Origin of the sequence: Pseudomonas sp. Root71 (assembly GCF_001429045.1) — a bacterium.
Taxonomy (GTDB): Bacteria; Pseudomonadota; Gammaproteobacteria; order Pseudomonadales; family Pseudomonadaceae; genus Aquipseudomonas; species Aquipseudomonas monachiensis.
In genome coordinates this window covers 223,510-247,876 of the sequence record NZ_LMHY01000027.1, presented here as the reverse complement: position 1 = coordinate 247,876, position 24,367 = coordinate 223,510, and the positions used below count along the sequence as shown (strand labels likewise).

The 24,367-nt window shown below is 60.8% G+C and carries 18 protein-coding genes; 15 read left to right on the top strand and 3 right to left on the bottom strand.

Annotation, left to right across the window (positions count from 1 at the left end):
- Positions 1-4 precede the first annotated feature (4 nt).
- A complete protein-coding gene (gene aceE, locus ASD95_RS21595) occupies positions 5-2,650 on the bottom strand; it encodes a pyruvate dehydrogenase (acetyl-transferring), homodimeric type (protein WP_056725562.1) in 2,646 nt (881 codons plus the stop codon).
- A 383-nt stretch (positions 2,651-3,033) separates the two neighbouring features.
- Here aceE and glnE point away from each other — a divergent pair, with 383 nt between their 5' ends.
- The 15 genes from glnE (at position 3,034) to ASD95_RS21520 (ending at position 21,235) form a co-directional block, all read left to right on the top strand.
- On the top strand, positions 3,034-5,973 hold the full coding sequence (glnE, locus tag ASD95_RS21590; protein ID WP_056725559.1) for a bifunctional [glutamate--ammonia ligase]-adenylyl-L-tyrosine phosphorylase/[glutamate--ammonia-ligase] adenylyltransferase: 2,940 nt from the start codon (positions 3,034-3,036) through the stop codon (positions 5,971-5,973).
- A 307-nt stretch (positions 5,974-6,280) separates the two neighbouring features.
- Positions 6,281-7,315, top strand: coding sequence for a lipopolysaccharide heptosyltransferase II (gene waaF, locus ASD95_RS21585; RefSeq protein WP_056725557.1), 1,035 nt, complete (start codon positions 6,281-6,283; stop codon positions 7,313-7,315).
- A gap of 1 nt (position 7,316) precedes the next feature.
- Positions 7,317-8,378, top strand: a complete 1,062-nt coding sequence (gene waaC, locus ASD95_RS21580) for a lipopolysaccharide heptosyltransferase I (protein ID WP_056725555.1) — start codon at positions 7,317-7,319, stop codon at positions 8,376-8,378.
- Positions 8,378-9,499, top strand: coding sequence for a glycosyltransferase family 4 protein (locus ASD95_RS21575; RefSeq protein WP_056725553.1), 1,122 nt, complete (start codon positions 8,378-8,380; stop codon positions 9,497-9,499). Before waaC ends, ASD95_RS21575 begins: the two co-directional genes overlap by 1 nt.
- Positions 9,500-10,306: a lipopolysaccharide core heptose(I) kinase RfaP gene (rfaP, locus tag ASD95_RS21570; RefSeq protein WP_056725551.1), complete on the top strand. Its 807-nt coding sequence runs from the start codon at positions 9,500-9,502 to the stop codon at positions 10,304-10,306. It begins immediately after the preceding gene.
- Positions 10,306-11,040: a lipopolysaccharide kinase InaA family protein gene (locus ASD95_RS21565; protein WP_046039745.1), complete on the top strand. Its 735-nt coding sequence runs from the start codon at positions 10,306-10,308 to the stop codon at positions 11,038-11,040. Before rfaP ends, ASD95_RS21565 begins: the two co-directional genes overlap by 1 nt.
- Positions 11,037-11,789 carry a lipopolysaccharide kinase InaA family protein gene (locus tag ASD95_RS21560; RefSeq protein ID WP_056725550.1) on the top strand — a complete coding sequence of 251 codons (753 nt, stop codon included), beginning with the start codon at positions 11,037-11,039 and terminating at the stop codon, positions 11,787-11,789. The genes ASD95_RS21565 and ASD95_RS21560 overlap by 4 nt, the downstream gene beginning before the upstream one ends.
- Complete coding sequence (locus ASD95_RS21555; RefSeq protein WP_056725547.1) at positions 11,789-13,240, top strand: lipopolysaccharide kinase InaA family protein; 1,452 nt, start codon at positions 11,789-11,791, stop codon at positions 13,238-13,240. The genes ASD95_RS21560 and ASD95_RS21555 overlap by 1 nt, the downstream gene beginning before the upstream one ends.
- Positions 13,241-13,481: 241 nt before the next feature.
- On the top strand, positions 13,482-13,817 hold the full coding sequence (locus tag ASD95_RS21550) for a YceK/YidQ family lipoprotein (protein WP_082562989.1): 336 nt from the start codon (positions 13,482-13,484) through the stop codon (positions 13,815-13,817).
- Between the two features lie 167 nt (positions 13,818-13,984).
- Entirely contained in the window at positions 13,985-15,742 is a 1,758-nt protein-coding gene (locus tag ASD95_RS21545) for a carbamoyltransferase family protein (RefSeq protein WP_056725542.1), read from the top strand.
- On the top strand, positions 15,726-16,856 hold the full coding sequence (locus tag ASD95_RS21540) for a glycosyltransferase (protein WP_056725540.1): 1,131 nt from the start codon (positions 15,726-15,728) through the stop codon (positions 16,854-16,856). The genes ASD95_RS21545 and ASD95_RS21540 overlap by 17 nt, the downstream gene beginning before the upstream one ends.
- Positions 16,856-17,752, top strand: coding sequence for an antimicrobial resistance protein Mig-14 (locus ASD95_RS21535; RefSeq protein ID WP_056725538.1), 897 nt, complete (start codon positions 16,856-16,858; stop codon positions 17,750-17,752). The genes ASD95_RS21540 and ASD95_RS21535 overlap by 1 nt, the downstream gene beginning before the upstream one ends.
- A gap of 8 nt (positions 17,753-17,760) precedes the next feature.
- Positions 17,761-19,203 carry a PIG-L deacetylase family protein gene (locus tag ASD95_RS21530; protein WP_056726316.1) on the top strand — a complete coding sequence of 481 codons (1,443 nt, stop codon included), beginning with the start codon at positions 17,761-17,763 and terminating at the stop codon, positions 19,201-19,203.
- Positions 19,200-20,354 (top strand): glycosyltransferase family 4 protein, encoded by a 1,155-nt coding sequence (locus ASD95_RS21525; RefSeq protein ID WP_056725537.1) that lies wholly within the window; start codon positions 19,200-19,202, stop codon positions 20,352-20,354. Before ASD95_RS21530 ends, ASD95_RS21525 begins: the two co-directional genes overlap by 4 nt.
- Positions 20,351-21,235 (top strand): glycosyltransferase, encoded by an 885-nt coding sequence (locus ASD95_RS21520; RefSeq protein ID WP_056725534.1) that lies wholly within the window; start codon positions 20,351-20,353, stop codon positions 21,233-21,235. The genes ASD95_RS21525 and ASD95_RS21520 overlap by 4 nt, the downstream gene beginning before the upstream one ends.
- A gap of 45 nt (positions 21,236-21,280) precedes the next feature.
- On the opposite strand, the gene ASD95_RS21515 is transcribed toward ASD95_RS21520, so the two are convergent.
- Together ASD95_RS21515 and ASD95_RS21510 are read right to left on the bottom strand one after the other, a co-directional pair.
- The gene (locus ASD95_RS21515) at positions 21,281-22,504 is read right to left on the bottom strand and encodes an acyltransferase family protein (protein ID WP_056725531.1); all 1,224 of its coding nucleotides are present in this window, start codon (positions 22,502-22,504) and stop codon (positions 21,281-21,283) included.
- Entirely contained in the window at positions 22,504-24,366 is a 1,863-nt protein-coding gene (locus ASD95_RS21510; protein ID WP_056725529.1) for an O-antigen ligase family protein, read from the bottom strand. Before ASD95_RS21510 ends, ASD95_RS21515 begins: the two co-directional genes overlap by 1 nt.
- Between the last annotated feature and the right edge of the window lies 1 nt (position 24,367).

Genomic DNA, 24,367 nt, shown 5'->3' with positions numbered 1-24,367 from the left:
CTCCTCAGCAGTCCAGTGGGTTGCGTTTTTCCGGGTTGATACCGAACTTGGCGATGGCTTCAGCCACAACCTTAGGTTCGATGTCACCACGGTCAGCCAGTGCTTCCAGGGCTGCCAACACCACGAAATGACGGTCGACTTCGAAGAAATGACGCAGTTTCTTGCGGCTGTCGCTGCGGCCGAAACCGTCGGTGCCCAGGACTTTGAATTCCTTGGACGGTACCCACTGACGGATCTGCTCGGCGAACAGTTTCATGTAGTCGGTAGAGGCGATGACCGGACCTTTACGGCCGTTCAGGCACTCTTCGACGTAGCTCAGCTTAGGCTTCTGGCCCGGGTGCAGACGGTTGGTGCGCTCAACGGCCAGGCCGTCGCGACGCAGTTCGTTGAAGCTGGTAACGCTCCACACGTCGGCGCCGACGTTGAACTCTTCGCGCAGGATCTTCGCTGCTTCACGGACTTCACGCAGGATGGTGCCGGAGCCCATCAGCTGAACGTGGTGCGCCGCTTCGCGGTTGTCTTCTTCGAGCAGGTACATGCCTTTCTTGATGCCTTCTTCGGCACCGGCCGGCATGGCTGGCTGCTGGTACGACTCGTTCATCACGGTGATGTAGTAGAAGACGTCCTGTTGCTCTTCGGTCATCTTCTTCATGCCGTCCTGAATGATCACCGCCAGCTCGTAGCCGTAGGTTGGATCGTAGGTGCGGCAGTTCGGGATGGTCGCGGCCAGCAGGTGGCTGTGACCGTCTTCGTGTTGCAGGCCTTCACCGTTCAGGGTGGTACGGCCGGCGGTGCCGCCGATCAGGAAGCCACGGGTGCGGCTGTCGCCAGCGGCCCATGCCAGGTCGCCGATACGCTGGAAGCCGAACATCGAGTAGAAGATGTAGAACGGCAGCATCGGCTGGTTGTGGCTGGAGTACGAAGTACCGGCAGCGATGAAGGAGCTCATGGCGCCCGCTTCGTTGATGCCTTCTTCGAGGATCTGGCCCTTCTGGTCTTCCTTGTAGAACATCACCTGGTCTTTATCGACTGGCTCGTAGAGCTGGCCGACGGAGGAGTAGATGCCCAGCTGGCGGAACATGCCTTCCATACCGAAGGTACGGGCTTCGTCCGGGATGATCGGTACGATGCGCGGGCCGATTTCCTTGTCCTTGACCAGTTGCGCGAGGATTCGCACGAAGGCCATGGTGGTGGAGATTTCGCGGTCGCCCGAGCCGTCCAGGATCGCCTTGAGGGTGTCCAGTGGCGGAGTCGGGATGTTGAAGCTCTTGGCGCGACGCTGAGGTACGAAGCCGCCCAGTGCGGTACGGCGCTCGCTCAGGTAACGGGCTTCGGCGCTGCCTTCTTCCGGTTTGAAGAACGGCAGGTTTTCCAGTTCATCGTCCTTGACCGGGATGTCGAAGCGGTCGCGGAACAACTTCAGGCTTTCGACATCGACCTTCTTGGTGTTGTGCGCAGTGTTTTTCGCTTCGCCGGCACCGGTGCCATAACCCTTGATGGTCTTGGCCAGGATGACGGTCGGTTGTTCTTTGTGGTTGACCGCTTCGTGGTACGCCGCGTAGACCTTGTACGGGTCGTGGCCGCCACGGTTGAGCTTCCAGATCTCGTCGTCGGACAGGTCTTCGACCATTGCCTTGAGTTCTGGCGTGTTGAAGAAGTGTTCACGTACGAACGCGCCGTCTTTGGCTTTGTAGTTCTGGTATTCGCCGTCGATGACTTCGTCCATGCGGCGTTGCAGGATGCCGTCGACGTCCTTGGCCAGCAGTGGGTCCCAGAAACGGCCCCAGATGACTTTGGTCACGTTCCACTGGGCACCACGGAACACGCCTTCGAGTTCCTGGATGATCTTGCCGTTGCCGCGAACCGGGCCGTCGAGGCGCTGCAGGTTGCAGTTGATGACGAAGATCAGGTTGTCCAGCTTCTCGCGGCCGGCCAGGGAGATCGCGCCCAGGGATTCCGGCTCGTCGCACTCGCCGTCGCCCAGGAAGCACCAGACTTTCTGTTTGCCTGGCTGGATGAAGCCACGGTGTTCCAGGTACTTCATGAAGCGTGCCTGGTAGATCGCCTGGATCGGGCCCAGACCCATGGATACGGTCGGGAACTGCCAGAAGTCAGGCATCAGCCAAGGGTGCGGGTAGGACGACAGGCCTTGACCATCGACTTCCTGACGGAAGTTGTTCATCTGGTCTTCGGTGATGCGGCCTTCCATGAATGCGCGGGCGTAAACGCCTGGCGAGGTGTGGCCCTGGAAGTAGATCAGGTCGCCGCCGTGTTCTTCGGTCGGGGCCTGGAAGAAGTAGTTGAAGCCGATGTCATACAGGGTCGCACTGGAAGCGAAGCTGGAGATGTGACCGCCGAGGTCAGAATCCTTCAGGTTCGTACGCATTACCATGGCCATCGCGTTCCAGCGTACCAGCGAGCGAATGCGGCGTTCCATGAACAGGTCGCCAGGCATGCGTGCTTCGTGGGTTACCGGGATGGTGTTGCGGTAAGGCGTGGTGATGGCGTAAGGCAACTGCGAACCGCTGCGGGTCGCCAGTTCACCCATACGGGTCATCAGATAGTGAGCACGGTCTTCGCCTTCTTTGTCGAGAACCGATTCCAGGGCGTCCAGCCATTCCTGGGTTTCGACGGGATCGAGGTCTTGCATGGCTTGCTCCAGGGCGGAAAGGCTTCCAGAATCGGTTGCCTGAGTTTGCGACTGGCCTTGTGGGCAGACGATATAAATTCTTGGATTGCCGATAGGTTGTTCCGGCGGCGTGTAGTTTTACTACAAATCTTCCGGCATTTCAGCCCGGCTAATGTATATACGAGTAGTAAAACTACAGATGAGCGGCTTGTGGCCCCCGGCTGCGTTGTGAGAATAATCGTTAAGGTTGGTCTTTTTCCAACTACAAAAGGTAAAAGCTTGATGCTGGCTGCCAAAATTAAAGAAATTTCAGCTATTTCTAACTTTTGTTCGACACTCCCTCAGGTAGTGGGTTTTCGAAAACCACTACATGCAGTCCGTTGTACGCCGATCAAGGATAGACCATGAGCCTCCCCTCGCTTGCCGAACTGCCCGCCATTCTCCTGCCGTTTGTCACTCGCGCCGAGCAGTCGTTCCGGGCTGCTGTGGCCGCCCTGGACGATGATCACGGGCTGTCTGCCTGGACGCCGGAACGCTGGGCGCAATTTGCCCGCGTCACCGCCGCCAGCGATTTTGTGATTGAACAGTGTGTTCGTGACCCTTTGATGTTGCTGGAGCTGGTGCAGTCCGGTGAGCTGGACCGCAGCTTCGCTCCCGGTGAGTTATGCGGGCAGATCGCGGCCGCCGTAAGCGCGGCCGAGACCGACGATCTGCTTGGCCGCGTCTTGCGCCGCCAGCGTGCACGCCATCAGGTGCGGATCATCTGGCGCGACCTGACACGCCAGGCCGACTTGATCCAGACCTGCCGCGACCTTTCGGACATGGCCGATGCGAGCATCGATCAGGCCTATCAATGGTTGTACACGCGGCATTGTCAGCAGTTCGGCGTGCCGACCGGGCGGCGCAGCGGCGAGCCGCAGCAGATGGTCGTTCTTGGCATGGGCAAGCTCGGTGCCGTGGAGTTGAACCTGTCGTCGGACATCGACCTGATTTTCGCCTACCCCGAGGGTGGCGAAACCGTCGGCGTCAAACGCCCGCTGGATAACCAGGAGTTCTTCATCCGTCTGGGCCAGCGGCTGATCAAGGCCCTGGACCCGATGACTGTCGACGGCTTTGTATTCCGCGTCGACATGCGCTTGCGTCCCTACGGTTCGGCGGGCGCACTGGTGCTGAGCTTCAACGCGCTGGAGCAGTATTACCAGGATCAGGGTCGCGACTGGGAGCGCTACGCGATGATCAAGTCGCGGGTAGTGGCCGGGGATCAAGTCGCCGGCGCGCAACTGCAGGAGATGCTGCGGCCATTCGTTTACCGGCGTTACCTGGACTTCTCGGCCATTGAAGCGCTGCGCACCATGAAGCAGCTGATCCAGCAGGAAGTGCGGCGCAAGGGCATGGCCGACAACATCAAGCTCGGTTCCGGCGGTATTCGCGAAGTCGAGTTCATTGCCCAGGCATTCCAGCTGATCCACGGGGGGCGGGACCTGAGCTTGCAGCAGCGCCCACTATTAAAGGTACTGGGCACGCTGGAAGGCCAGGGTTATCTGCCGCCGGCCGTGATCAGCGAGCTGCGTGAAGGCTACGAATTCCTGCGTTATACCGAACACGCGATTCAGGCGATTGCCGATCGCCAGACGCAAATGTTGCCTAATGGCGAGCAGGATCAGGCGCGCATTGCCTTTATGCTCGGTTTCGCCAACTGGACGGCGTTCCACGAACAACTGATGTACTGGCGCGGACGTATTGCCTGGCACTTCGGGCAGGTGATTGCCGATCCCGATGAAGAGCAGGGCGCCGAAAGCGAAGTGGTGGTCGGCGGTGAGTGGTTGCCGCTGTGGGAAGAGGCCCAGGACGATGAGGCTGCCTGCCGCCAACTGGAAGAGGGTGGTTTCAAGGATGCCCCAAAAGCCTTGAAAGCCTTGGCCGGCTTGCGCGGTAGCCCGCAATTGAGGGCGATGCAGCGTCTGGGGCGCGAGCGTCTCGATGCTTTTATTCCGCGGTTGCTGGCACAGGCCGTGGAACATGACAATCCGGACCTGGTACTGGAGCGGGTGCTGCCGCTGGTCGAAGCCGTGGCCCGTCGTTCCGCGTACCTGGTGCTGTTGACCGAGAACCCCAGTGCATTGCGGCGTTTGCTGACGCTGTGCGCGGCGAGCCCGTGGATCGCCGAGCAAATCACCCGCTTCCCGCTGTTGCTCGACGAATTGCTCAACGAAGGCCGGCTGTTCAAGCCGCCACTGGCGCCAGAACTGGCGGCCGAATTACGCGAGCGCCTGACACGGATTCCCGAGGACGACCTCGAACAGCAAATGGAAGCCCTGCGCCACTTCAAGCTGGCGCACCGCTTGCGGGTGGCTGCTTCGGAAATCGCCGGCAGCCTGCCGCTGATGAAAGTCAGCGATTACCTGACCTGGCTCGCCGAGGCGATCCTGGAGCAAGTGCTGGCCCTGGCCTGGCGCCAGACCGTGGCCAAGTACGGCACGCCGCTGCGCACCGATGGCACCTTGTGCGATCCCGGCTTCATCATTGTCGGTTATGGGAAAGTCGGCGGCCTGGAACTCGGGCATGGTTCGGACCTGGACCTGGTGTTCATCCACGACGGCGATCCGCAGGCTGAAACCGATGGCGTGAAACCCATCGATGGCGCGCAATTCTTTACCCGGCTGGGGCAGCGGATCATTCACTTGCTGACGGCGCAGACCAACTCCGGGCAGTTGTATGAAGTGGACATGCGTCTGCGGCCATCCGGTGCGTCGGGCTTGTTGGTGAGCTCCTTGGGGGCGTTTGCCCGCTATCAGGAGAACGAAGCCTGGACCTGGGAACACCAGGCGCTGGTGCGGGCGCGGGTGTTGGTGGGCAGTCAGGATGTCGGTCAGGCCTTCGAGAAAGTCCGCGCCGCGATATTGGGCAAAACCCGTGATCTACCGACCCTGCGCCAGGAGGTCAGTGAGATGCGCGCCAAGATGCGCGATAACCTGGGCAGCAAGAGCACCGCGGCCGGCACCGGGGCAAATGCCTTCGAAGCCACGGCGCCGTTCGATATCAAGCAGGACGCCGGTGGTATCGTCGATATTGAATTTATGGTGCAATACGCGGCCCTGGCGTGGTCCGAAACACACCCGCCATTGCTGCGCTGGACAGACAATATCCGCATTCTGGAAGAGCTGGAGCATGAAGGGCTGATGCCGGTCGAAGATGCCAGCCTGTTGCGTGAAGCGTATAAAGCGTACCGTTCCGCCGCCCACCGGCAGGCCTTGCAGAAGGACCCGGGGGTGATTCCGGGCGACCAGTTCGCGGACGAACGGCGGCAGGTCATGCGGATCTGGCGTGAGCTGGGGCTAAGCTGAAACGGGATATTTGATACGCCCAATATCCCCTGTGGGAGCGGGCTTGCTCGCGAAGGCGGAGTGTCAGTCAATAGTGATGTTGGATGTGACGGCCCCTTCGCGAGCAAGCCCGCTCCCACAGTAGATCTGCAGTGTCATGCGGATCGAGGTACACCAATACCCAATGTGGGAGCGAGCCTGCTCGCGATAGCGGAGTGACACTCGACAGCAATGTTGAAGGTGATGACCCATCGCAAGCCGCCGTGCTCCCGCAGAGATTCTCGAGGCGGGGAGGCGTAGGCCTCCCCGGTTCGTTTATGGAAACTACATGAAAATTCTGATCGTTGGGCCCAGTTGGGTCGGTGACATGGTGATGGCGCAGACACTTTTCCAGTGTCTGAAACAACGCCACCCGCAATGCGAAATCGACGTGCTGGCCCCCGAGTGGAGCCGGCCGATTCTTGAGCGCATGCCCGAAGTTCGCCAGGCCTTGAGCTTTCCGCTCGGTCACGGTGTCCTGGAGCTGGCAACGCGTCGGCGCATCGGCAAATCCCTGGCTGGCCAGTACGACCAGGCGATCCTGCTACCCAATTCCCTGAAGTCGGCACTGGTGCCGTTCTTTGCCGGCATCCCGAAACGCACCGGCTGGCGTGGCGAGTTCCGCTATGGCCTGCTCAACGACGTGCGCACGCTGGACAAGGATCGTTATCCGCTGATGATCGAGCGCTTCATGGCCCTGGCTTACGAGCCTGGCGTTGAACTGCCAAAACCCTATCCGCGCCCGACACTGCAGATCGACCCGGTTACCCGCGAAGCGGCACTGGCCAAATTCGGCCTGACCCTCGACCGCCCGGTGTTGGTCCTGTGCCCTGGTGCCGAGTTCGGTGAATCCAAGCGCTGGCCGTCCGAGCATTACGCCGCGGTTGCCGAAGCGAAGATCCGCGAAGGCTGGCAAGTCTGGCTGTTCGGTTCGAAAAACGATCACGCCGTGGGCGAAGACATCCGCGCGCGGCTGATTCCCGGCCTGCGTGAAGAATCGGTCAACCTCAGCGGCGGCACCTCGCTGGCTGAAGCCATCGACCTGATGTCCTGCGCCGATGCGGTGGTGTCCAACGACTCCGGATTGATGCACGTTGCCGCCGCGCTGAACCGCCCGCTGGTCGCGGTCTACGGCTCGACGTCGCCAGGTTTCACGCCACCGCTGGCCGAGCACGTCGAAGTCGTTCGCCTGGGTATCGAATGCAGCCCATGCTTCGACCGCACTTGCCGTTTCGGCCATTACAACTGCCTGCGCCAACTCATGCCGCAAGCGGTGAACGAAGCCCTGCAGCGGTTGCAAGGCACTCCGGTCGAGGTCAAATAGCTTGCGGGTTCTGTTGATCAAGACGTCATCGTTGGGCGACGTCATTCATGCGTTGCCGGCGTTGACCGACGCTGCACGGGCGATTCCCGGCATCAAATTCGACTGGGTGGTGGAAGAAGGCTTTGCCGAGATCCCGACCTGGCATCCAGCGGTGGACAAGGTGATTCCGGTGGCGATCCGTCGCTGGCGCAAAAACATCTGGCAGACCATCAAGAGCGGTGAGTGGAAGCGCTTCAAGCAAAGCGTTCGCGCCACGAAATATGACTTGGTGATCGACGCCCAGGGCTTGCTGAAAAGCGCCTGGCTGACCCGTTACGTCAAGGCCCCGGTGGCCGGCCTCGATAAAAGCTCGGCGCGCGAGCCCATCGCCGCGCGCTTCTACAATCGACGCCTGGCCGTTGCCCGCGGGCAGCACGCGGTGGAGCGAGTGCGTCAGTTGTTCGCCATCGCGTTGGGCTATGACTTGCCCAAAGGCCTGGGCGACTACGGCTTGAATATCGAGCGCCTGGTGGAATTGCCGCGCAAGAATACGTACGTGGTGTTTCTGCACGGCACCACCTGGGACACCAAACACTGGCCAGAAGCCTATTGGCGCGAGCTGACCGAACGGGTCGGCTACCTTGGGGTCGGGGTGAAACTGCCTTGGGGCAATGCCGTGGAAAAGGCCCGCGCCGAGCGTATCGCTGCCGGTTTCAAACACGCCGAAGTGTTGCCCAAACTGAATCTGGCCGGTGTCGGCAAGGTACTGGCGGGCGCGCAAGCCTGCGTGGCGGTAGACACCGGCCTGGGCCATCTGGCTGCCGCGCTGGATGTGCCGACGCTGTCGCTGTTCGGCCCGACCAATCCGGGCCTGACCGGCGCCTATGGCAAGGTGCAGATTCACCTGGCCAGCGATTTCCCTTGTGCTCCGTGCCTGCAAAAGAAATGCACTTATCAACCGACGGCTGAAGATGCCCGTCAATTTGACCTGAAACGCGAGTGGCCGTTGTGCTTCACGCGTCTGAATCCCGAGCGTGTCGCCAGCCGACTGAGCACGTTGTTAATGGCTGAGGAGCTGCGCTGATGCAATTGGCATTTGTCTTGTACAAATATTTTCCCTTTGGCGGTTTGCAGCGCGACTTCATGCGAATCGCCCTGGAGTGCCAGAAACGCGGCCATCAGATTCGCGTCTACACGCTGATCTGGGAAGGCGACGTCCCTCCGGGTTTCGAAGTGCTGGTGGCGCCGGTCAAGGCGTTCTTCAACCATCGGCGCAACGAAAAGCTCAGCGAATGGATGGAAGCGGACCTGGCCAAGCGCCCGGTCGACCGCCTGATCGGCTTCAACAAGATGCCGGGCCTGGACGTCTACTATGCCGCCGACGGCTGCTTCGAAGACAAGGCGCAGAACCTGCGTAACTCGCTGTATCGCCGTTGGGGCCGCTATCGCCATTTCGCCGAATACGAGCGGGCGGTGTTCGCCAAAGAGGCGAAGACCGAAGTACTGATGATTTCCGAGGTCCAGCAGCCGCTGTTCATCAAGCATTACGACACGCAGCTGGAGCGCTTCCACCTGCTGCCACCGGGTATCGCCCAGGACCGTCGCCGACCGGCGGATGCCGATGAAATTCGCGCCGGGTTCCGTGCTGAGTTCAATCTCAAGGACGACGAACTGCTGCTGGTGCAGATCGGTTCCGGGTTCAAGACCAAGGGGGTGGACCGCAGCCTCAAGGCCCTGGCGGCATTGCCCGCTGATCTGAAGAAGCGCACCCGGCTGTTTGTAATTGGCCAGGATGACCCCAAATTATTCCAGATGCAGAGTGCGACATTGGGGTTGGGCGACAACGTCACCTTCCTCAAGGGGCGTAGCGATATCCCGCGTTTCCTGCTGGGTGCCGATCTGTTGATTCACCCGGCGTACAACGAAAATACCGGCACTGTGCTGCTCGAAGCCCTGGTGGCCGGCCTGCCGGTGCTGGTGAGTGCGGTGTGCGGTTACGCCCATTACATCGCCGAGGCCGATGCGGGCCTGGTGCTGGACGAACCGTTCGATCAGGCGCAGCTGACGCAGTACCTGACCGGCATGTTGAACGACGCTCAAGCAAGGGCGGCCTGGAGCCGCAACGGTCTGGCCTTCGCCGAAACGGCCGACCTCTACAGCATGCCGCAGCACGCGGCCGATGTGATTCTGGCGGAGCGCGCTTAAATGAAGTTGATGCTGGCTGAACCGTTCAAGAGCCTTTGGGCCGGACGCGACCCGTTCGCCGAAGTCGAGGGGCTCAAGGGTGAGGTGTACCGCGAGCTGGAAGCACGCAGGACATTACGCACGGAAGTCGACGGCAACGGGTTTTTCGTGAAAATCCACCGTGGCATCGGCTGGGGCGAAATCTTCAAGAACCTGCTCACCGCCAAACTCCCTGTACTGGGTGCCGGTCAGGAGTGGCAGGCCATTCAGCGCCTGCAGGAAGTCGGCGTGCCGACCATGACCGCCGTTGCGTATGGCGAGAAGGGTAGCAACCCGGCCGACCAGCACTCGTTCATCGTGACCGAAGAGCTGGCGCCGACGGTCAGCCTGGAAGACTTCAGTATCAACTGGGTCAAGCAGCCGCCCGAGCCAAAACTCAAGCGCGCGCTGATCGCCGAAGTCGCACGCATGACTGGCATGATGCACCGCGCCGGGGTCAATCACCGCGACTGCTACATCTGCCATTTCCTGCTGCACACCGACAAGCCGGTGACCTTTGATGACTTCAAGCTCTCGGTGATCGACCTGCACCGTGCCCAGACCCGCCCGGCGATCACCTCGCGCTGGCGCAACAAGGACCTGGCCGCGCTGTACTTTTCCGCGCTGGACATCGGTCTGACCCGCCGCGACAAGCTGCGCTTCCTCAAGGGCTATTTCCAGCAGCCGCTGCGCCAGATCCTGAGTGAAGAGGCGTCTTTGCTGGCCTGGCTCGACGGCAAGGCCAACAAGCTCTATGAGCGTAAACAGCGATACGGGGATGCGCTCTGATGTCGGGTTGGAAACTGGATCCGGCCTACAGCGAGCTGGCCGATGACTTTGGCAGCCTCGAGGCTGTGTTTGCACTGCAAGGCGAGCGTTTGACCAGTGACGTGCTCTCGGAGGTCATCCGTGTCGAGCGCAATGGCGTCAACTATTACGTCAAACGGTATGTGGGTGCCGGCAAAGGCTTGCGGCGTTACCTGGGCAAGCCTCGGGTGAAGATGGAATGGCAGAACCTCAAGCGCTTCGCCAAGTGGGGCATTCCCACTGCCGAAGTAGTGGCCTGGGGGCTGGAGCGGCGCGGTGCGGCCTACGCTCGCGGCGCGATGATTACCCGGGAACTGCCGCGCACCGAAGACTTGTCGGCACTGGCCGAGCGCCGCGACCCGAAGCTGTCGGATCGCGCCTGGGTCGATACCGTCAGTCGCCAGTTGGCCCAATACACCCGGACCATGCACGACCACCGCTTCACCCATAATGATCTGAAGTGGCGCAACCTGCTGATCGACGATGAGGCTCGAGTGTTTCTGATCGACTGCCCCAACGGCGATTTCTGGCGCGGTTTCTGGCTCAAGTACCGTATTACCAAGGATCTGGCGTGCCTGGACAAGGTCGCCAAGTATCAATTGTCGGCTACCCAGCGCCTGCGCTTTTACCTGCAATACCGCAACCGGACCCGGCTCAACGCTGCGGACAAAAAACGCATCCGGCATGTGGTGAGATTTTTCGAGGGACGCGAATGACTGATTTTCTGGCCGCTGAGGACCGTGCGCTGCTTGAGCGCCATGGCCTCGGCACGTTCGAGGCGCTCTGGGCCAAGCAGCTCGATGCGGTGGACGAACCCAACACCGGTCGCGGTGGCTGGAGCAGCGTGTTTCGGCTGGATCTGGAAGGTCATGGTTTTTACCTCAAGCGTCAAAGCAACTACCTGACCCGCACCTTGCGCGCACCGTTCGGCGAGCCGAGTTTCGCTCGCGAGTTTCGCAACATCTCCCGTTACCGGAAGATGGGCATTCCGGCGCTGGACGCGGTGTTTTACGGGGAGCGCAAGGTCAATGGCGAAGTCCGCGCGATCCTGATGACCCGCGCCCTGGACGGTTGGGACGACCTCGACTCGCTGTTGCAGCGCTGGGCTCAATTGAGCCCTGAGCAGCACTCGGAAATCCTCAAGGCCAGTGGCGAACTGGCCCGGCAGCTGCACGCCGCACGCCAGGTGCATGGGTGCTTTTATCCCAAGCACATTTTCATGCGCGCCACCGGCAACGGCTATCAGGCTCAATTGATTGACCTGGAAAAGACCCGGCCGCTGCTGTACGGGCAGCGTGACCGAATCAAGGATCTGGAACCGCTGACGCGTCGCGCGCCCGAGTGGGGCGAGTCGCAACTGCGGCAATTGCTGGCCGCCTATCTGGATCAGCCGCAGGACAGCTCGCTGATCGACAACTGGCTGCAGCGGTTGACCGCGCGGCGCAGCCAGAAGAGGCCACGCTGATGCGATTGTCCGAACTGAAGTCTGCCGGCCGTACCCCAGGCTTGCCGCTGAGCGTTTCGCTGGCCGACGCCGCCGGCCCCGCCGAGTTGCAATTGCTGAGCCTGTTGCGGGTGTTGCCGGGGCAGCGTTATGTCGGTGCCGGCGTCTGGCGTGGCCGGCCGGTGCTGGCTAAATTGCTGGTCGGCAGCAAGGCTGCACGGCATTTTCAGCGTGAACTGGACGGCGTGCGCCTACTGTCTGCCCAAGGGCTGACCACGCCGCAGTTGTTGGCCGATGGCCTGAAGGACGGCGAGGGTGGCTGGCTGCTGTTTGATTTCCTTGAGCATGCCGAAAGCCTGGGCGACACCTGGAAGCAGGTTGAGCAGCAGCCCGTACTGTCCGATGGGCAAGGCGCGGTGCTGGCCGAGGCGTTGGGCGCGATCGGTCAGATGCATCGCAAGGGGCTGTGGCAAGAAGACCTGCATCTGGACAACCTGCTGCGCCAGGGCGGGCGCCTGTACCTGATCGATGGCGCGGGCATCTGCTGCGAGACGCCTGGCCAGCCGCTGTCCCGGCAGAAGGTCCTGGAAAACCTCGGGGTGTTCTTCGCCCAGTTGCCGAAGTCGATCGAGCCCTTCATTGAAGAGTTGCTGGTGTATTACCTGCTCAGCAACGGCGAACACGCCTTGCCCATGGAAGCGTTGCAGAAGCAGATCGACAAGGTCCGCAGCTGGCGCCTCAAGGACTTCCTGATCAAGGTCGGCCGCGAGTGCACGCTGTTCAGCGTCCAGCGCGGGGCCTTCGGACTACAGGCGATTCGCCGAGAGGAAGTGCCGTCGATGGTGCCGGTGCTGGAGCAGGCCGATGCCTTGCTCGATCAGGGGCATCTGTACAAGACCGGCGGTGCGGCGAGTGTCGGCAAGGTCGAGGTGGATGGCCGCACGCTGGTGATCAAGCGCTACAACATCAAGGGTTTTGCTCACTGGCTCAAGCGTTTCTGGCGCCCGAGCCGGGCCTGGCATTCCTGGCGCGAAGGCAACCGCCTGGCATTCCTCGGGATTGCCACGCCCAAGCCGCTGGCGTTGCTGGAAAAGCGTTTCATGTGGCTGCGCAGCCGGGCTTACCTGATCACCGAGTACCTGCCGGGGCCGGACATCATCGAGCGTTTTGCGCCGTATGTGGAACGTGGCGATGCACCGGAAGCCGAACTGGCGGCACTGGATCATCTGTTCGCCGAATTGATTCGCCTGCGCATCAGCCATGGCGACTTCAAGGGGCATAACCTGTTCTGGCAGCAGGATCGCTGGGCGTTGATCGACCTCGACTCGATGTGCCAGCACGGCTCCCTCGGCAGCTTCGCCCCGGCGTATGCCAGGGATCGCGCGCGGTTCATGCGCAATTGGCCTGAAGGTAGTGCCCTTTACCAGGTCATCGATCAGCGTCTTCCCAAGGACATCTCAGGCGCTGCTTAAGCCGCTATCGCGAGCAAGCTCGCTCCCACAGGGATTGGTGGTGAACACAAAACCTGTGAACACCTCAGTTCAAATGTGGGAGCGAGCTTGCTCCGGGCGGAGTTCCGACGATGAGGCCGGAACTGCCAACCAAGAAAGCAGACAAGTTCTTGTGAACCGTCCTACGCGATCTTGGGAAGTCATGAGCTGTGGCCAAAATTGCCCCGATGCTAGTTTGCCCGACGTTCTCGGAGGGCAGGCAGTGACGATCAAAATGGCAGTTTCAGCGGGTGTTTTATCAGTGTCGCTAACGGGCTGCGGGACCGCCGCCACCGTCCTGCTGGATGAAGCCCAGGCCGCGCAGGGGCTGCGCCGGCAAAAGACCTATTGCCAATCCATTCCCCGGGTCTACAGCGGCCTGGCCTACGACTTCTGTGTATTGAATGCGCCGCCAGACCCTACGGGCATCCTTGTACCGCTCGTATTGGTGGACCTGGCCGTGTCCGGCGCGCTGGACACTGTTGTCTTGCCGTACACGATTTACCGGCAAAGCGTGGACGGCAATATTTCCATCTATTGGCGACCTGCACGCGGATAAAAAGAAGCCGCGAGGCCCCGGCCGTAGTTGCATGCCGCTTGCGGCTAGAGGTTTGCCGTCGCTTTTACGCTATAATCCCGCCCTTTAGCTGTCTCTCGCCCCTTGCGAGGGCACATTAATTTTTGAGGCGCTTGCGCCTGCATGCAGACTAAAGAGGCTAGACCCCTGTGGCATTGACGATTCTTGGCCTGTCCGGCGCCCTTAGCCATGATCCTTCCGCAGCCCTGTATATCGACGGCAAGCTGGTCGCGGCGGCTGAAGAGGAGCGCTTCGTACGCGATAAACATGCAAAGAACCGCATGCCCTACGAATCGGCGAAATTCTGCCTGGAACAGGCCGGCATCAAGCCGTCCGACGTTGACGTGGTCGCGATTCCATTCGCCCCGATCAGCCTGTTCGGCAAGGCCCGCTGGCAGTACGCCAAGCGTTACTGGTACGCTCCGGACCGCGCCCTCGACGCGATCCTGATGGGTAACCGTCGCTACAAGCGCTATCGCAACAAGATCGTCTGGTGCCTGGAGCAATTGGGTTTTGATCCGAAGAAGATCAAGATCGAGCCGGTCGAACACCACCTGGCCCACGCCTCCAGCGCTTATCACTGCTCCGGTTTCAAAGAGAAAACCGCGATCCTGGGTATCGACGGCAAGGGCGAGTACGCCACGACCTTCTTCGGTTATGGCGAAAACGGCAAGATCCACAAGATCAAGGAATTCTTCGATCCGGACTCCCTCGGCGGCCTGTATGGCGCGATCACCGAGTTCCTCGGTTTCGATATGCTCGACGGTGAGTTCAAGGTCATGGGCATGGCGCCGTACGGCGACGCCAGCAAATACGATTTTTCGCGCCTGGCTTCGTTCGAAAATGGCGAACTGGTGATCAACACCGACTACGCCAACGTCATCGGCCTGCGTCGCTACAAAGAGAAGGGCAAGGGTTACTACTTCTCGCCGAAGCTGATCGAGTGGCTGGGTCCCAAGCGTGAAGGCGACATCGCCGACGAGCCGTACATCCACTACGCCGCCAGTATTCAAGCGCTGTTCGAAAAAATTGCGCTGCAGATGATCGACCATTACCTCGGCGACGTGCTCAAGGAAACCGGCAAGCTGGCCTACGCTGGCGGCTGTGCGTTGAACGTCAAGCTGAACCAGAAAATCATCGCCCGCGACGACGTCAAAGAGCTGTTCGTACAGCCTGCATCCGGCGATGCCGGCACAGCAGTCGGTGCCGCGGCCTATGTGTCCCACGCCCGTGGCGTGCCGGTCGAGAAGATGGAACACGTCTACCTCGGCCCGTCGTACAGCAACGAGGACGTGATTGCCGCATGCGCCCGTCATGAGAACAAGCCGACCTGGCGCAAGCTCGACAACATGCCCGAGCAGATCGCCAAAATCATGGTCGATGGCAACCCGGTGGCCTGGTTCCAGGGCCGCATGGAGTTTGGTCCGCGCGCCTTGGGCGGTCGTTCGATCATCGGTTGCCCGAGCATTGCGGGCGTGGCTGACCGCATCAACCACCAGATCAAGTTCCGCGAGCGCTGGAGGCCTTTCTGCCCGTCGATGCTCGACACCGTGGCGCCACAGATGATCAAGATCGATCACCCGGCCCCGTTCATGACCTTCACCTTCGAAGTGGCTGAAGAGTGGAAGACCCGCGTGCCCGAAGTTGTCCACGAAGACGGTACCTCCCGAGCCCAGGTGCTCAAGCGCGAATACAACCCGCGCTACTACGACATGATGAAAGCGCTGGAAGTGCTGACCGGCAACGGTGTGTCGCTGAACACCTCGCTCAACCGTCGCGGCGAACCGATGATCTGCTCGCCGACTGACGCCCTGAACATGTTCTTCGGTTCGGATCTACAGTATCTGATCATGGAAGACATCCTGGTGGTCAAAGAGGGCGCGAACGCCTATGACACGTTCGGCTGAACGCCATGTGCTGCAGTTCTGCCACGGCTATGACGGGCCGTTCCTGGACTGCGCACGGCAGTACGCCAGCCTGTTCGCGGGGACCGGTTATCGAGTGACCACGGTGTTTCTCACCGGGGTTGCCGATGCCGAAGTCGCCGCGGGCTGCGCCTCCGACGAAGTGCTGTTCATGGAGTACAGCTCCAAGGCCATTCGTGGCCTCAAGCTGGGTGCCATCGGCGATCTGCGCAAGATCGCCGCATCACGCAACTTCAGTTTCTGCATCGCCCACCGCTTCAAGCCGATCTATATCGCCTTGCTCGGCACGTCGTTGCCGGTGATTGGCGTGCACCACGCTTTTGACGATTACAAACGTGGCAGCCGCAAACTGTTCGCGCATATTTTCCGCAAGCGTTTGAGTCTGCTCGGTGTGTCCGACGCCGTGCGCGACGACATGCGCCAATGCCTGCCGAAGTGGCCGGCTTCGCGGATCCAGACCTTGTACAACCGTATCGATGTGGACGCCTTGCAGGCGACCCAGGTGTCGGCTCGCGAGGCCCGGGAAACCCTCGGTTTGTCGGCGGATGCGTGGATCGTCGGCAACGTCGGACGGCTGCATCCGGACAAGGACCAGGCCACGCTGCTGCAGGGATTCGCCGAGGCGTTGCCGGGGTTGCCCGCCAACAGCCAGCTGGTGATTCTCGGCAAAGGGCGCCTGGAGGAGGACCTCAAGGACCAGGCCCGGGAACTGGGTATCGGTGACCGGGTTCTGTTTCTCGGTCAGGTGCCGGATGCGCGTAACTACTTCCGGGCCTTCGATGTGTTCGCCCTGAGTTCCGATCACGAACCGTTCGGCATGGTGCTGCTGGAGGCCATGGCCGCTGGCGTTCCTTTGCTCGCCACGGCGTGCGGCGGAGCGAAAGAGGTGGTCGAAGGCGTGGGCATCCTGTTCCCGTTGGGCGATGCCGGGCGTCTGGCCCAAGGGCTGCAACATCTGCACGGTATGGATGATCAGCAGCGTCGGCAGTGTGCCGGGTTGATGCTCGAGCGCTTGCGCGAACGCTTCTCCGATCGCGCAGTGCGCGATGCTTTCTGGCACTTGCCGCACGTTACCGAACTGGCACAGAGGGGCTGATGCTCAACCGATTTCAAGGCTGGCGCGAGCGTGGCTGGGCGGTAGTCGACGCCTCGACTTACGCCGAAACCTGGCAGCGTTATGGCGGCAGCGTCGCGACTCATCCCATGGTGGTCGAGCGGCTGGCGCAACTGGCTGACATTCCGGTGCGTTACCTGGCCTGGGTGCAGGGCGACGATGTCAAGGCGGCGATCCCGACCTGGGGTCGCGACCTGGCCTTGTCCAAGGACGTGCTCAAGCGTCGCGGCAAGAAGGGTCTGTTCGACCTCGGCAACGCCGAGATCATCCTGCCGGCCGCCGCCGATACCCAGGCGCCTTTGCGTCATCGCGCGCGGTATCTGTCGGCGCTGAACGAAGGCCGTTTCACTGGCATCAAGTTGCAAGCCGAACAACTGGCCATGGCCCGCACGCCCGAAGAGCTGTCGAAAAAATTTCGCTATAACCAGCGCCGCGAATTGCGCTTGCTGGAAGAGGCCGGTGGCGTGGTGCGGCCGGTGTCCGAATTTTCCAGTGCTGAGTTGGCGGCGATTTACTGCGACTTGTTCCAGCGCCGCTGGGGTTTCCCGGCGACGGGTGCCGAGCGCATGGCCGAGGTCATCGAGTTGCTGCGCGAGTTGCTGATCGGCTCGGTGATTTTCCTCAACGATGCGCCGATTGCGATTCAACTGGTGTACCGCGTCGAAACCCCGCAGTGGATCAGCGTCGAATACATCAACGGCGGGGTCGATCCCGAGACTCGCGAGTTCAGCCCCGGCAGTGTGTTGAGTTTCCTCAATACCCAAAGCGCCTGGGAACATGCCCGGGCCCAGGACAAGCCGTTGCGCTTTTCCTTCGGTCGCGCCGACCGTGAATACAAGGATCGCTGGTGCAACCCCGTGCCGGTGTTCACCGTATGAGCCAAGCCATGAGTCGCAAACAGCAACTGCTCAAGCGCCATCGGCGCAATAAACGTATCGGCCTGCTGATTGCGCTGGTGCTGTTGATCGTCATTGGCGTGCTGGTGGCCTGGTGGTTGCCGCTGGTGCTGGCGGTTCTGGGCTGGATTGCCCACGAAGCCTGGTTTGCCGACCATCTGTTCTACTCACCGAAAGACGATTATCAGTACAGCTTTCCCCCCTACACGCCCCAGCCCAAGGTGCACCTCAACGGTGAACATTTGCGGCTGGACGAGGGCGTGATGCTGGTCGACGACGCGACGCTGGTGCTGGCCCTGCGGGTAAAAAGCACCTGGCTGGGTCGTTTTTTCGATCCGCTGGTCGAGTTGGCGGGGGGTGAAAACCCTGACCGGCAAACCTTCGAACGGGGCGTAAACGGCCTGCGTTACCTCAATCTCAGCGGTCAGGCTCAGGCGCTGTCCCGTGGTGACCTGCGCTTGCGCGGGCGTTTCTGTCGCGTGTTCGGTGAGCCTGTGCTCTGGGCGCTGGAGCACCCGGATTACCGGCGCCAGCGGGTTATGGTCATCGCGCCCCACGCCGATGACGCCGAACTGGCGGCCTACGGTTTGTACAGCCAGGCCGACGAAACCTGGATCGTCACACTGACAGCGGGTGAAATCGAAGCCGGACACTACCGGCAGATGGGGCTGAACAAGGTCGATGCGGCCCGCTTGAAAGGCCGTCTGCGCACCTGGGACAGCATCGCCGTGCCACGTTGGGCCGGTGTGCCCGAGGCCCGCTGCGTACAACTGGGTTATTTCTGTCTGCAACTGGCGAGCATGCAGGCCGCGCCTGCAGTGGCGGCAGGGTCGCGGGAAGCAGACCTGAGCGATACCCGGCTGTTCCGTCAGTTGAATCCTTTCACGCTGCCCGGCGATGCCGATGGCGCGCCGACCTGGAACAATCTGCTGGCGGATCTGCGTGAGTTGCTGCTGCGGGCCCGTCCCGAGGTCATCGTTTTGCCGCATCCGACCCTCGATCCGCATCCCGATCATATCTGTGCCCAGGCTGCAGTCCTCGAAGCCTTGCAAGGCCTGGACTGGCAGCCGTCCACGCTATTGGGTTATGCCAACCACCTGCACGACAACGACCGCTGGCCGATGGGCGATACCGGTGATGGCATCGCCTTGCCGCCTGCTTTCGATCCGGCCCAACCGATGCAGCCTTATTGCCTGCCCTTGCCGCTGGAGCAACAGCGCGACAAGGCCATGGCGTTGGGCATGATGCACGACCTGCAGCCGGCGATGCCGTTCAAGCGTCGCTTGCGTCGGTTGATACAACGTTTGTTGGCCGGCCGGTTGCCGCCCACTTATGGCGAGAACGAATTCTTTCGCAAGGCCGTCCGGCGCCACGAGCTTTTGTGGTCCGTCAAGCACACACCAGGCAACGTTTCTCAGCGGGGAGAGTTATGAGTCAGCGGTCAAAGGTCCTGCAACTGCAGCCTGACTACAACGTCAAAGCCCATGATTTCGCCGACCTCGCGGAGCAAATCGTCAAGGCCCTGCCCAGCGATCGCTATGAGGTGACGGCTGCGTTTCTGCGCGGCAAGCCCGGGCCGGGCGAAGCGGTGAGCCGGGCTGATCGTTCGGTGTACTTCGAATTTTCCGACAAATCCCTCAAGGGCATGCGCCTGCGGGCCATGTGGCAGCTGTACAAGTTCTGCCGCCGGGAAAAATTCGATGTGGTGATCTGCAACCGCTTCAAGCCGGTGAACATGATGCTGGCGCTCAACCGCTGGTTGAAAGTGCCGTTGTGCATCGGCATTTCCCACGGCTTTGGCGAGTACGACCGTTTTTACCGGCGCCGCCAGACCCAGCGCCTGATCGATCGTCACTGGCGCTTCGTCGGCGTGTCGCCTGCGGTGAAACAGTATCTTCTGGACTGTGACTGCGGCTTCACCGACCAGAATACCTACGCCATCACCAATGCCATCGACATCGAGCAAGCCGAAGGCCTGCAACACAGCCGTGAAAAGGCCCGTGAAATGTTGGGCATCGATCCGTCGGTGCGGCTGATCGGTGCATTGGGGCGACTGGTGCCGGTCAAGGGGCATGTCTATTTGCTGCAGGCCTTTGCCGCACTCAAGGACAAATACCCCAATACCCAGCTGGCGATCATCGGCGCCGGCCGCGAAGAGTCGCGCCTGGCCGCGGAAATCGACCGCCTCGGCCTAAGTGGCCGCGCCCATTTGCTGGGGTTCAAGGAAATTGCCCTGCAGTACATCCGCGCTTTCGATATCTGGACCATGCCTTCTTTGGCCGAAGGCCTCGGGCTGGCGCTGCTTGAAGGCATGAGTGGGCATTTGCCGGTGATTGCCTCGAACGTGCCGGCCATGTTGCCGCTCATCGAGGGGGCCGGTGGCCTGGCGATTACGCCGAAGGATGTGCCGACGTTGCAGGCGGCGCTGGACACTTACCTTGGCCTTTCGGATGACGAGCTCAAGGCCAAGGGCGAGCAGGCTTTTCGTTATTTGCAACAACACCATGACATCGAGGAGTTCCGTCGCGAATACCTCAACCTGATCGACTCCGGCCTGGAACAGGCCCGCAAGGAACAGCCATGAACGACGCGCAACCCATCGTCACGGTCATTATCGCGTCGTACAACCACGCCCCTTACATCGAGGAAAGCATTCTCAGCGTCCTCAACCAGACCTACCGGAACATCGAGTTGCTGGTGGTCGACGATGGCTCGAAGGATGACAGCGTCGAGCGGATCAAGGCGTTGCAGGCTGTTCATGGTTTCGACTTTCGGGTTCAGGAAAACCAGGGGCTGACCAATACCCTCAACGGTGCGATTGCCCGGGCAAAGGGCAGCCTGATCGTGCCGTTCGGTTCGGATGACATCATGCTGCCGGAGCGAATCGCCACCCAGGTCGCGCATATGGACGGCAAGCCAGAGGTCGGCATTTGCGCCGGTAATATCGAACTGATCGATGCCGACGGCAATCTTTACCCCGAGAAGCGCCAGCGCCGGGATGTGCCGTTCCGTCGCCTGGACTTCGATGACATGTTCCTGGAGCGCAAGCCCTATCCTCCGGCACCCACCCTGATGATCCGTCGCGAAGCGCTGGACAAGGTGGGCGGTTTCGACCCGACCATTCGCCTGGAAGACTTGCTGATCGAATTGAAGGTGACCCATGCCGGCTACTTCATCGATGGTCTGAATGTGTTGATGGCGCGCTATCGCAAGCATGCCACCAACTCCTACAAGAACCACCGCTTCATGATCGACAGCATCCTGCGCACCTACGCGCTCTTCAGCGATCACCCGCTGTATGACGAGGTGCGCTACAAGTTTCTCAATTCCATGTTCCTCAAGACCGCCAACCGTGATCGCAAGCTGGCGCGGGAGTTGCTGGCGCAGATTCCGTTCAAGGCCTGGAACAAGAAAACCTGGCGTGGGTTGGGCCGTATGTATTTCTCACGGGTGGAGAAAGACTGAGCCAAAGGCTGGATTCAAGGGGGAGTGATATGCCGCGACCATTGCTCAACGTTGTTGAGCCGTCTCCTCGGGAAGTTCTTTCCCCGGTTTCCTGTTCTGGCGCAACCAGTGCAGGGTTTTCTTGCCGGCATTGATGCCGGGCTTTTCGATGTACAGGTAAGTCAGGCTGCCGATGATGATCAGCAGGCAACTGCACGCGGCCATCAACGGCAGGAAGACCCAGGCTTGCCGGGCGTCAAGGTGCAATATCGGCGGTAGTCGCTGCACCAGTACCCAGAGCACGAAGCCGTGCAGCAAATACGTGCTGTAGCTGATTTCCCCCAGCCAGCGGATGCTGCGTGGTCTCAGGGCGCCGAACAAAGTGTTGCCGGAGGCCACGATCACAAAGAACAGTGAAAGCAGCAACAACGCTCCCAGGTTGAATGCCCGGTTGAATGCTGTAAAGGCGATCGCCAAGGCGAGCAGGGCGATGATGCCCGCCAGCGGAGACAGGCTCCAGGCGACCCATTGTGGACGGCGAATCCAGTACGCCGCAGCGATGCCTCCGAGGAAGCTGGCCAGGAAGTGCTTTTTCAGCGAGTGTTCCCAGCCGACCACCTGGTACAGGGTGTAAATGCCGATCAGGCACAGCACTGTCTGCATCCAGCCGCCGCGATAGATGAACACCATGGCGGCCAGTGGCAGGGCCAGGTAGAAAAACACCTCGTACCCCAGCGTCCAGGTGACGTTGGAGATCAGCATGCCGGTCTGCTGGTACTGGTTGACGTCTGGCCGGTCGAAGATCAGCCAGGCCAGGGTCTGGCCAATGAGTTGGGTGCCGGAGTCCTTGAGTTCCCAGTCCTGCAAATAGAACACACAGGCAAACACGGTCAACATCAGCGGCAGGTAGAGCGGGTAGAGGCGAAACAGTCGGGATACCGCAAATGCCAGCCAGTCGTGTTGCCGCCCGTGGGTGAGCAGGCGGTCCCAGAACAGAAAGCCGGTGATCATGAAAAAGAGGGCGACGCTGCCCTGGCCGAGCTGCGAGTAGAAGTTGCTCGGCGGAAAATCGATCACACCGGTTTGCAGAAAAATCCAGGTAATGATCGAGTGATGGACAAACACGCCGAAGGCCAGATACCCGCGTAAGCCGTCGATGCCGGCAAAGCGGCTTTCGCCGGAGTGCTCCAGCTGTCGGGTGAATCTCGGCACGCTACGCAACAATAGCGCAGCGGTCGCGATGGCGAGCAGGTAAGCCGTCATCGCGATCAGCGGGTTGGTTTCTATCATCAGTGAGCCTGGGCTGGAGGACTCCCGGCCAGCACGTGCCTGTGCAAATTATCCACGTCGGCTTTCGAAGCCGTCGCGGCGTATCCCAGCAGCAGCGCTTCGAAGTGATCCTCGAACAACCAATGCCGATCTGATGCGTAGCGCTGCATGTGGCGCAGATTACGCCGACGAAGGGAAGGGCTCAATGCCGAGGGGTAAATTCGCAGGTCGGCCAGGTCGATCAGGCCGAACTCGCCGTCCTCCAGCACCAGCACATTGCCCAAGTGCAGGGAGCGGAAGTAGACCCCCTGCTGGTGCAGTTGAGCCATGAATTTACCGAAGCGCTCCACCAGTGCCTGGCGCACCGCCGGGGCGGTGATGCCTTGCAGGATCTGGCGCAGCGTGTTGCCCGGCAACGGGGAGTAATGCACAGCGGTGCTGCCGTCTTCGAACCGGTAAAGATCGAGGATGTGCGGTGTCGGAATGCCCATGCTGCGCAGTTGCACGCTATTGACGGCAAAACGGTCGGAGTAGGGCGTGAAACTACCCGAGGTATACCAGCGGCGGCGGCGGAACAGCTTGAGAAAACTGCCATCACTCAGGCGCAGGACCTTGGGGCCAAGACCATCCTCTTCGATGATCCGGGCATCGGCAGTCAGCTGTTGCAGGGTGCCTGGTGTCGCGGTCCTGATTGGCATGTCCAGCAGGCGCCGGGCCCGTTGATTGATGCTCAATGCGGCAATCAGCGCCAAGGGGATCCACAGCAGGAACCAGTGCTCCTTGGGGCGAGAGATGATCCCGCCACCTTCAGTCAGGCCCGCGCCGATACCGAAGGCCAGCCAGGCTGAGGCAATGATAAACAGCGGTTGCACGCGATGGCGCCGGCTGCTGATGAAGCCCCATGCGAGAAAGAACAGCCATGGCAGCAGGCCGATAATGCCGACGTAGTAGAGCACGCCCAAGACAAAGCTATGGGGCTCCTGAAGGTTGTAGCCTACGCCGGGGTCCAGTCTCAGTACGGCGTTGTAGCCGTGCCCGATCCATGGGTGCTCGGCGATCCGGTCCAGGGTCAATTGCCAGAGCTCGATGCGGAAGGAACTGCCTCTTTCGAAGATTTTGTCCGCAAATAACGCGAAAGTCGCAGTACCGGCGAAGAACATGGCGCCAAGCATGAACACCGAGCGTCGATTCCAGCAGATGAAACACAGCCATAGCGCAGCCAGCGTCAGTGCAACCAGTGGGGTCCTGGAGCCGGTGGCCAGCACTGCGGCGAACATGATCGCCATCGCCGGTACGCTCAGCCAAAGTATCTGGCGTCGCTTGCAGGTCATGCTCAGGCTGAGCCAGTAGGTGCAAAAAAAGCCGAAAACGTGGGAGCTGAGCAGTGGGTTGTCGAAAGCGCCTACACCGATCAGGCGCATTTCCGGTTGATAGATCTGGTCGAACCTGTACAGGTTGTAGGCAGAAATGACCAGTGCCACCGTCGCGGCGCAGAACAGCAGGGGCTGGATGATTTCGCTGCGAAAGCGCACCAGCAGGTAGCAGCCAACAAACAGCAACAAGGTGTGCAATGGCGGTTTGAACTGGCCAAAGTCGATGTCGTCGTCTGGCCTCCAGCACAGGCTGAGCAGTGCCCACGCCATAAACAGCAGGACTGCAATGACGATCGGTTCGCGCAGCAACTCTTTGCCGAGCCGCGGCCGCAGGCACAGCGCAAACAGTGCTGGAATGCTGAACAGGCCATAGTAAAGCTTGTGATGCACACTGCGTCCCGGCAGGAAAAACAGCGCACAAAGCAGCAATAAATAACCGAGCGGAAGGATCCACAAACAAATGAAATCGAAGATTCTGTTGGACGTGCTGTTCAAAGCGTTTAATTGCATG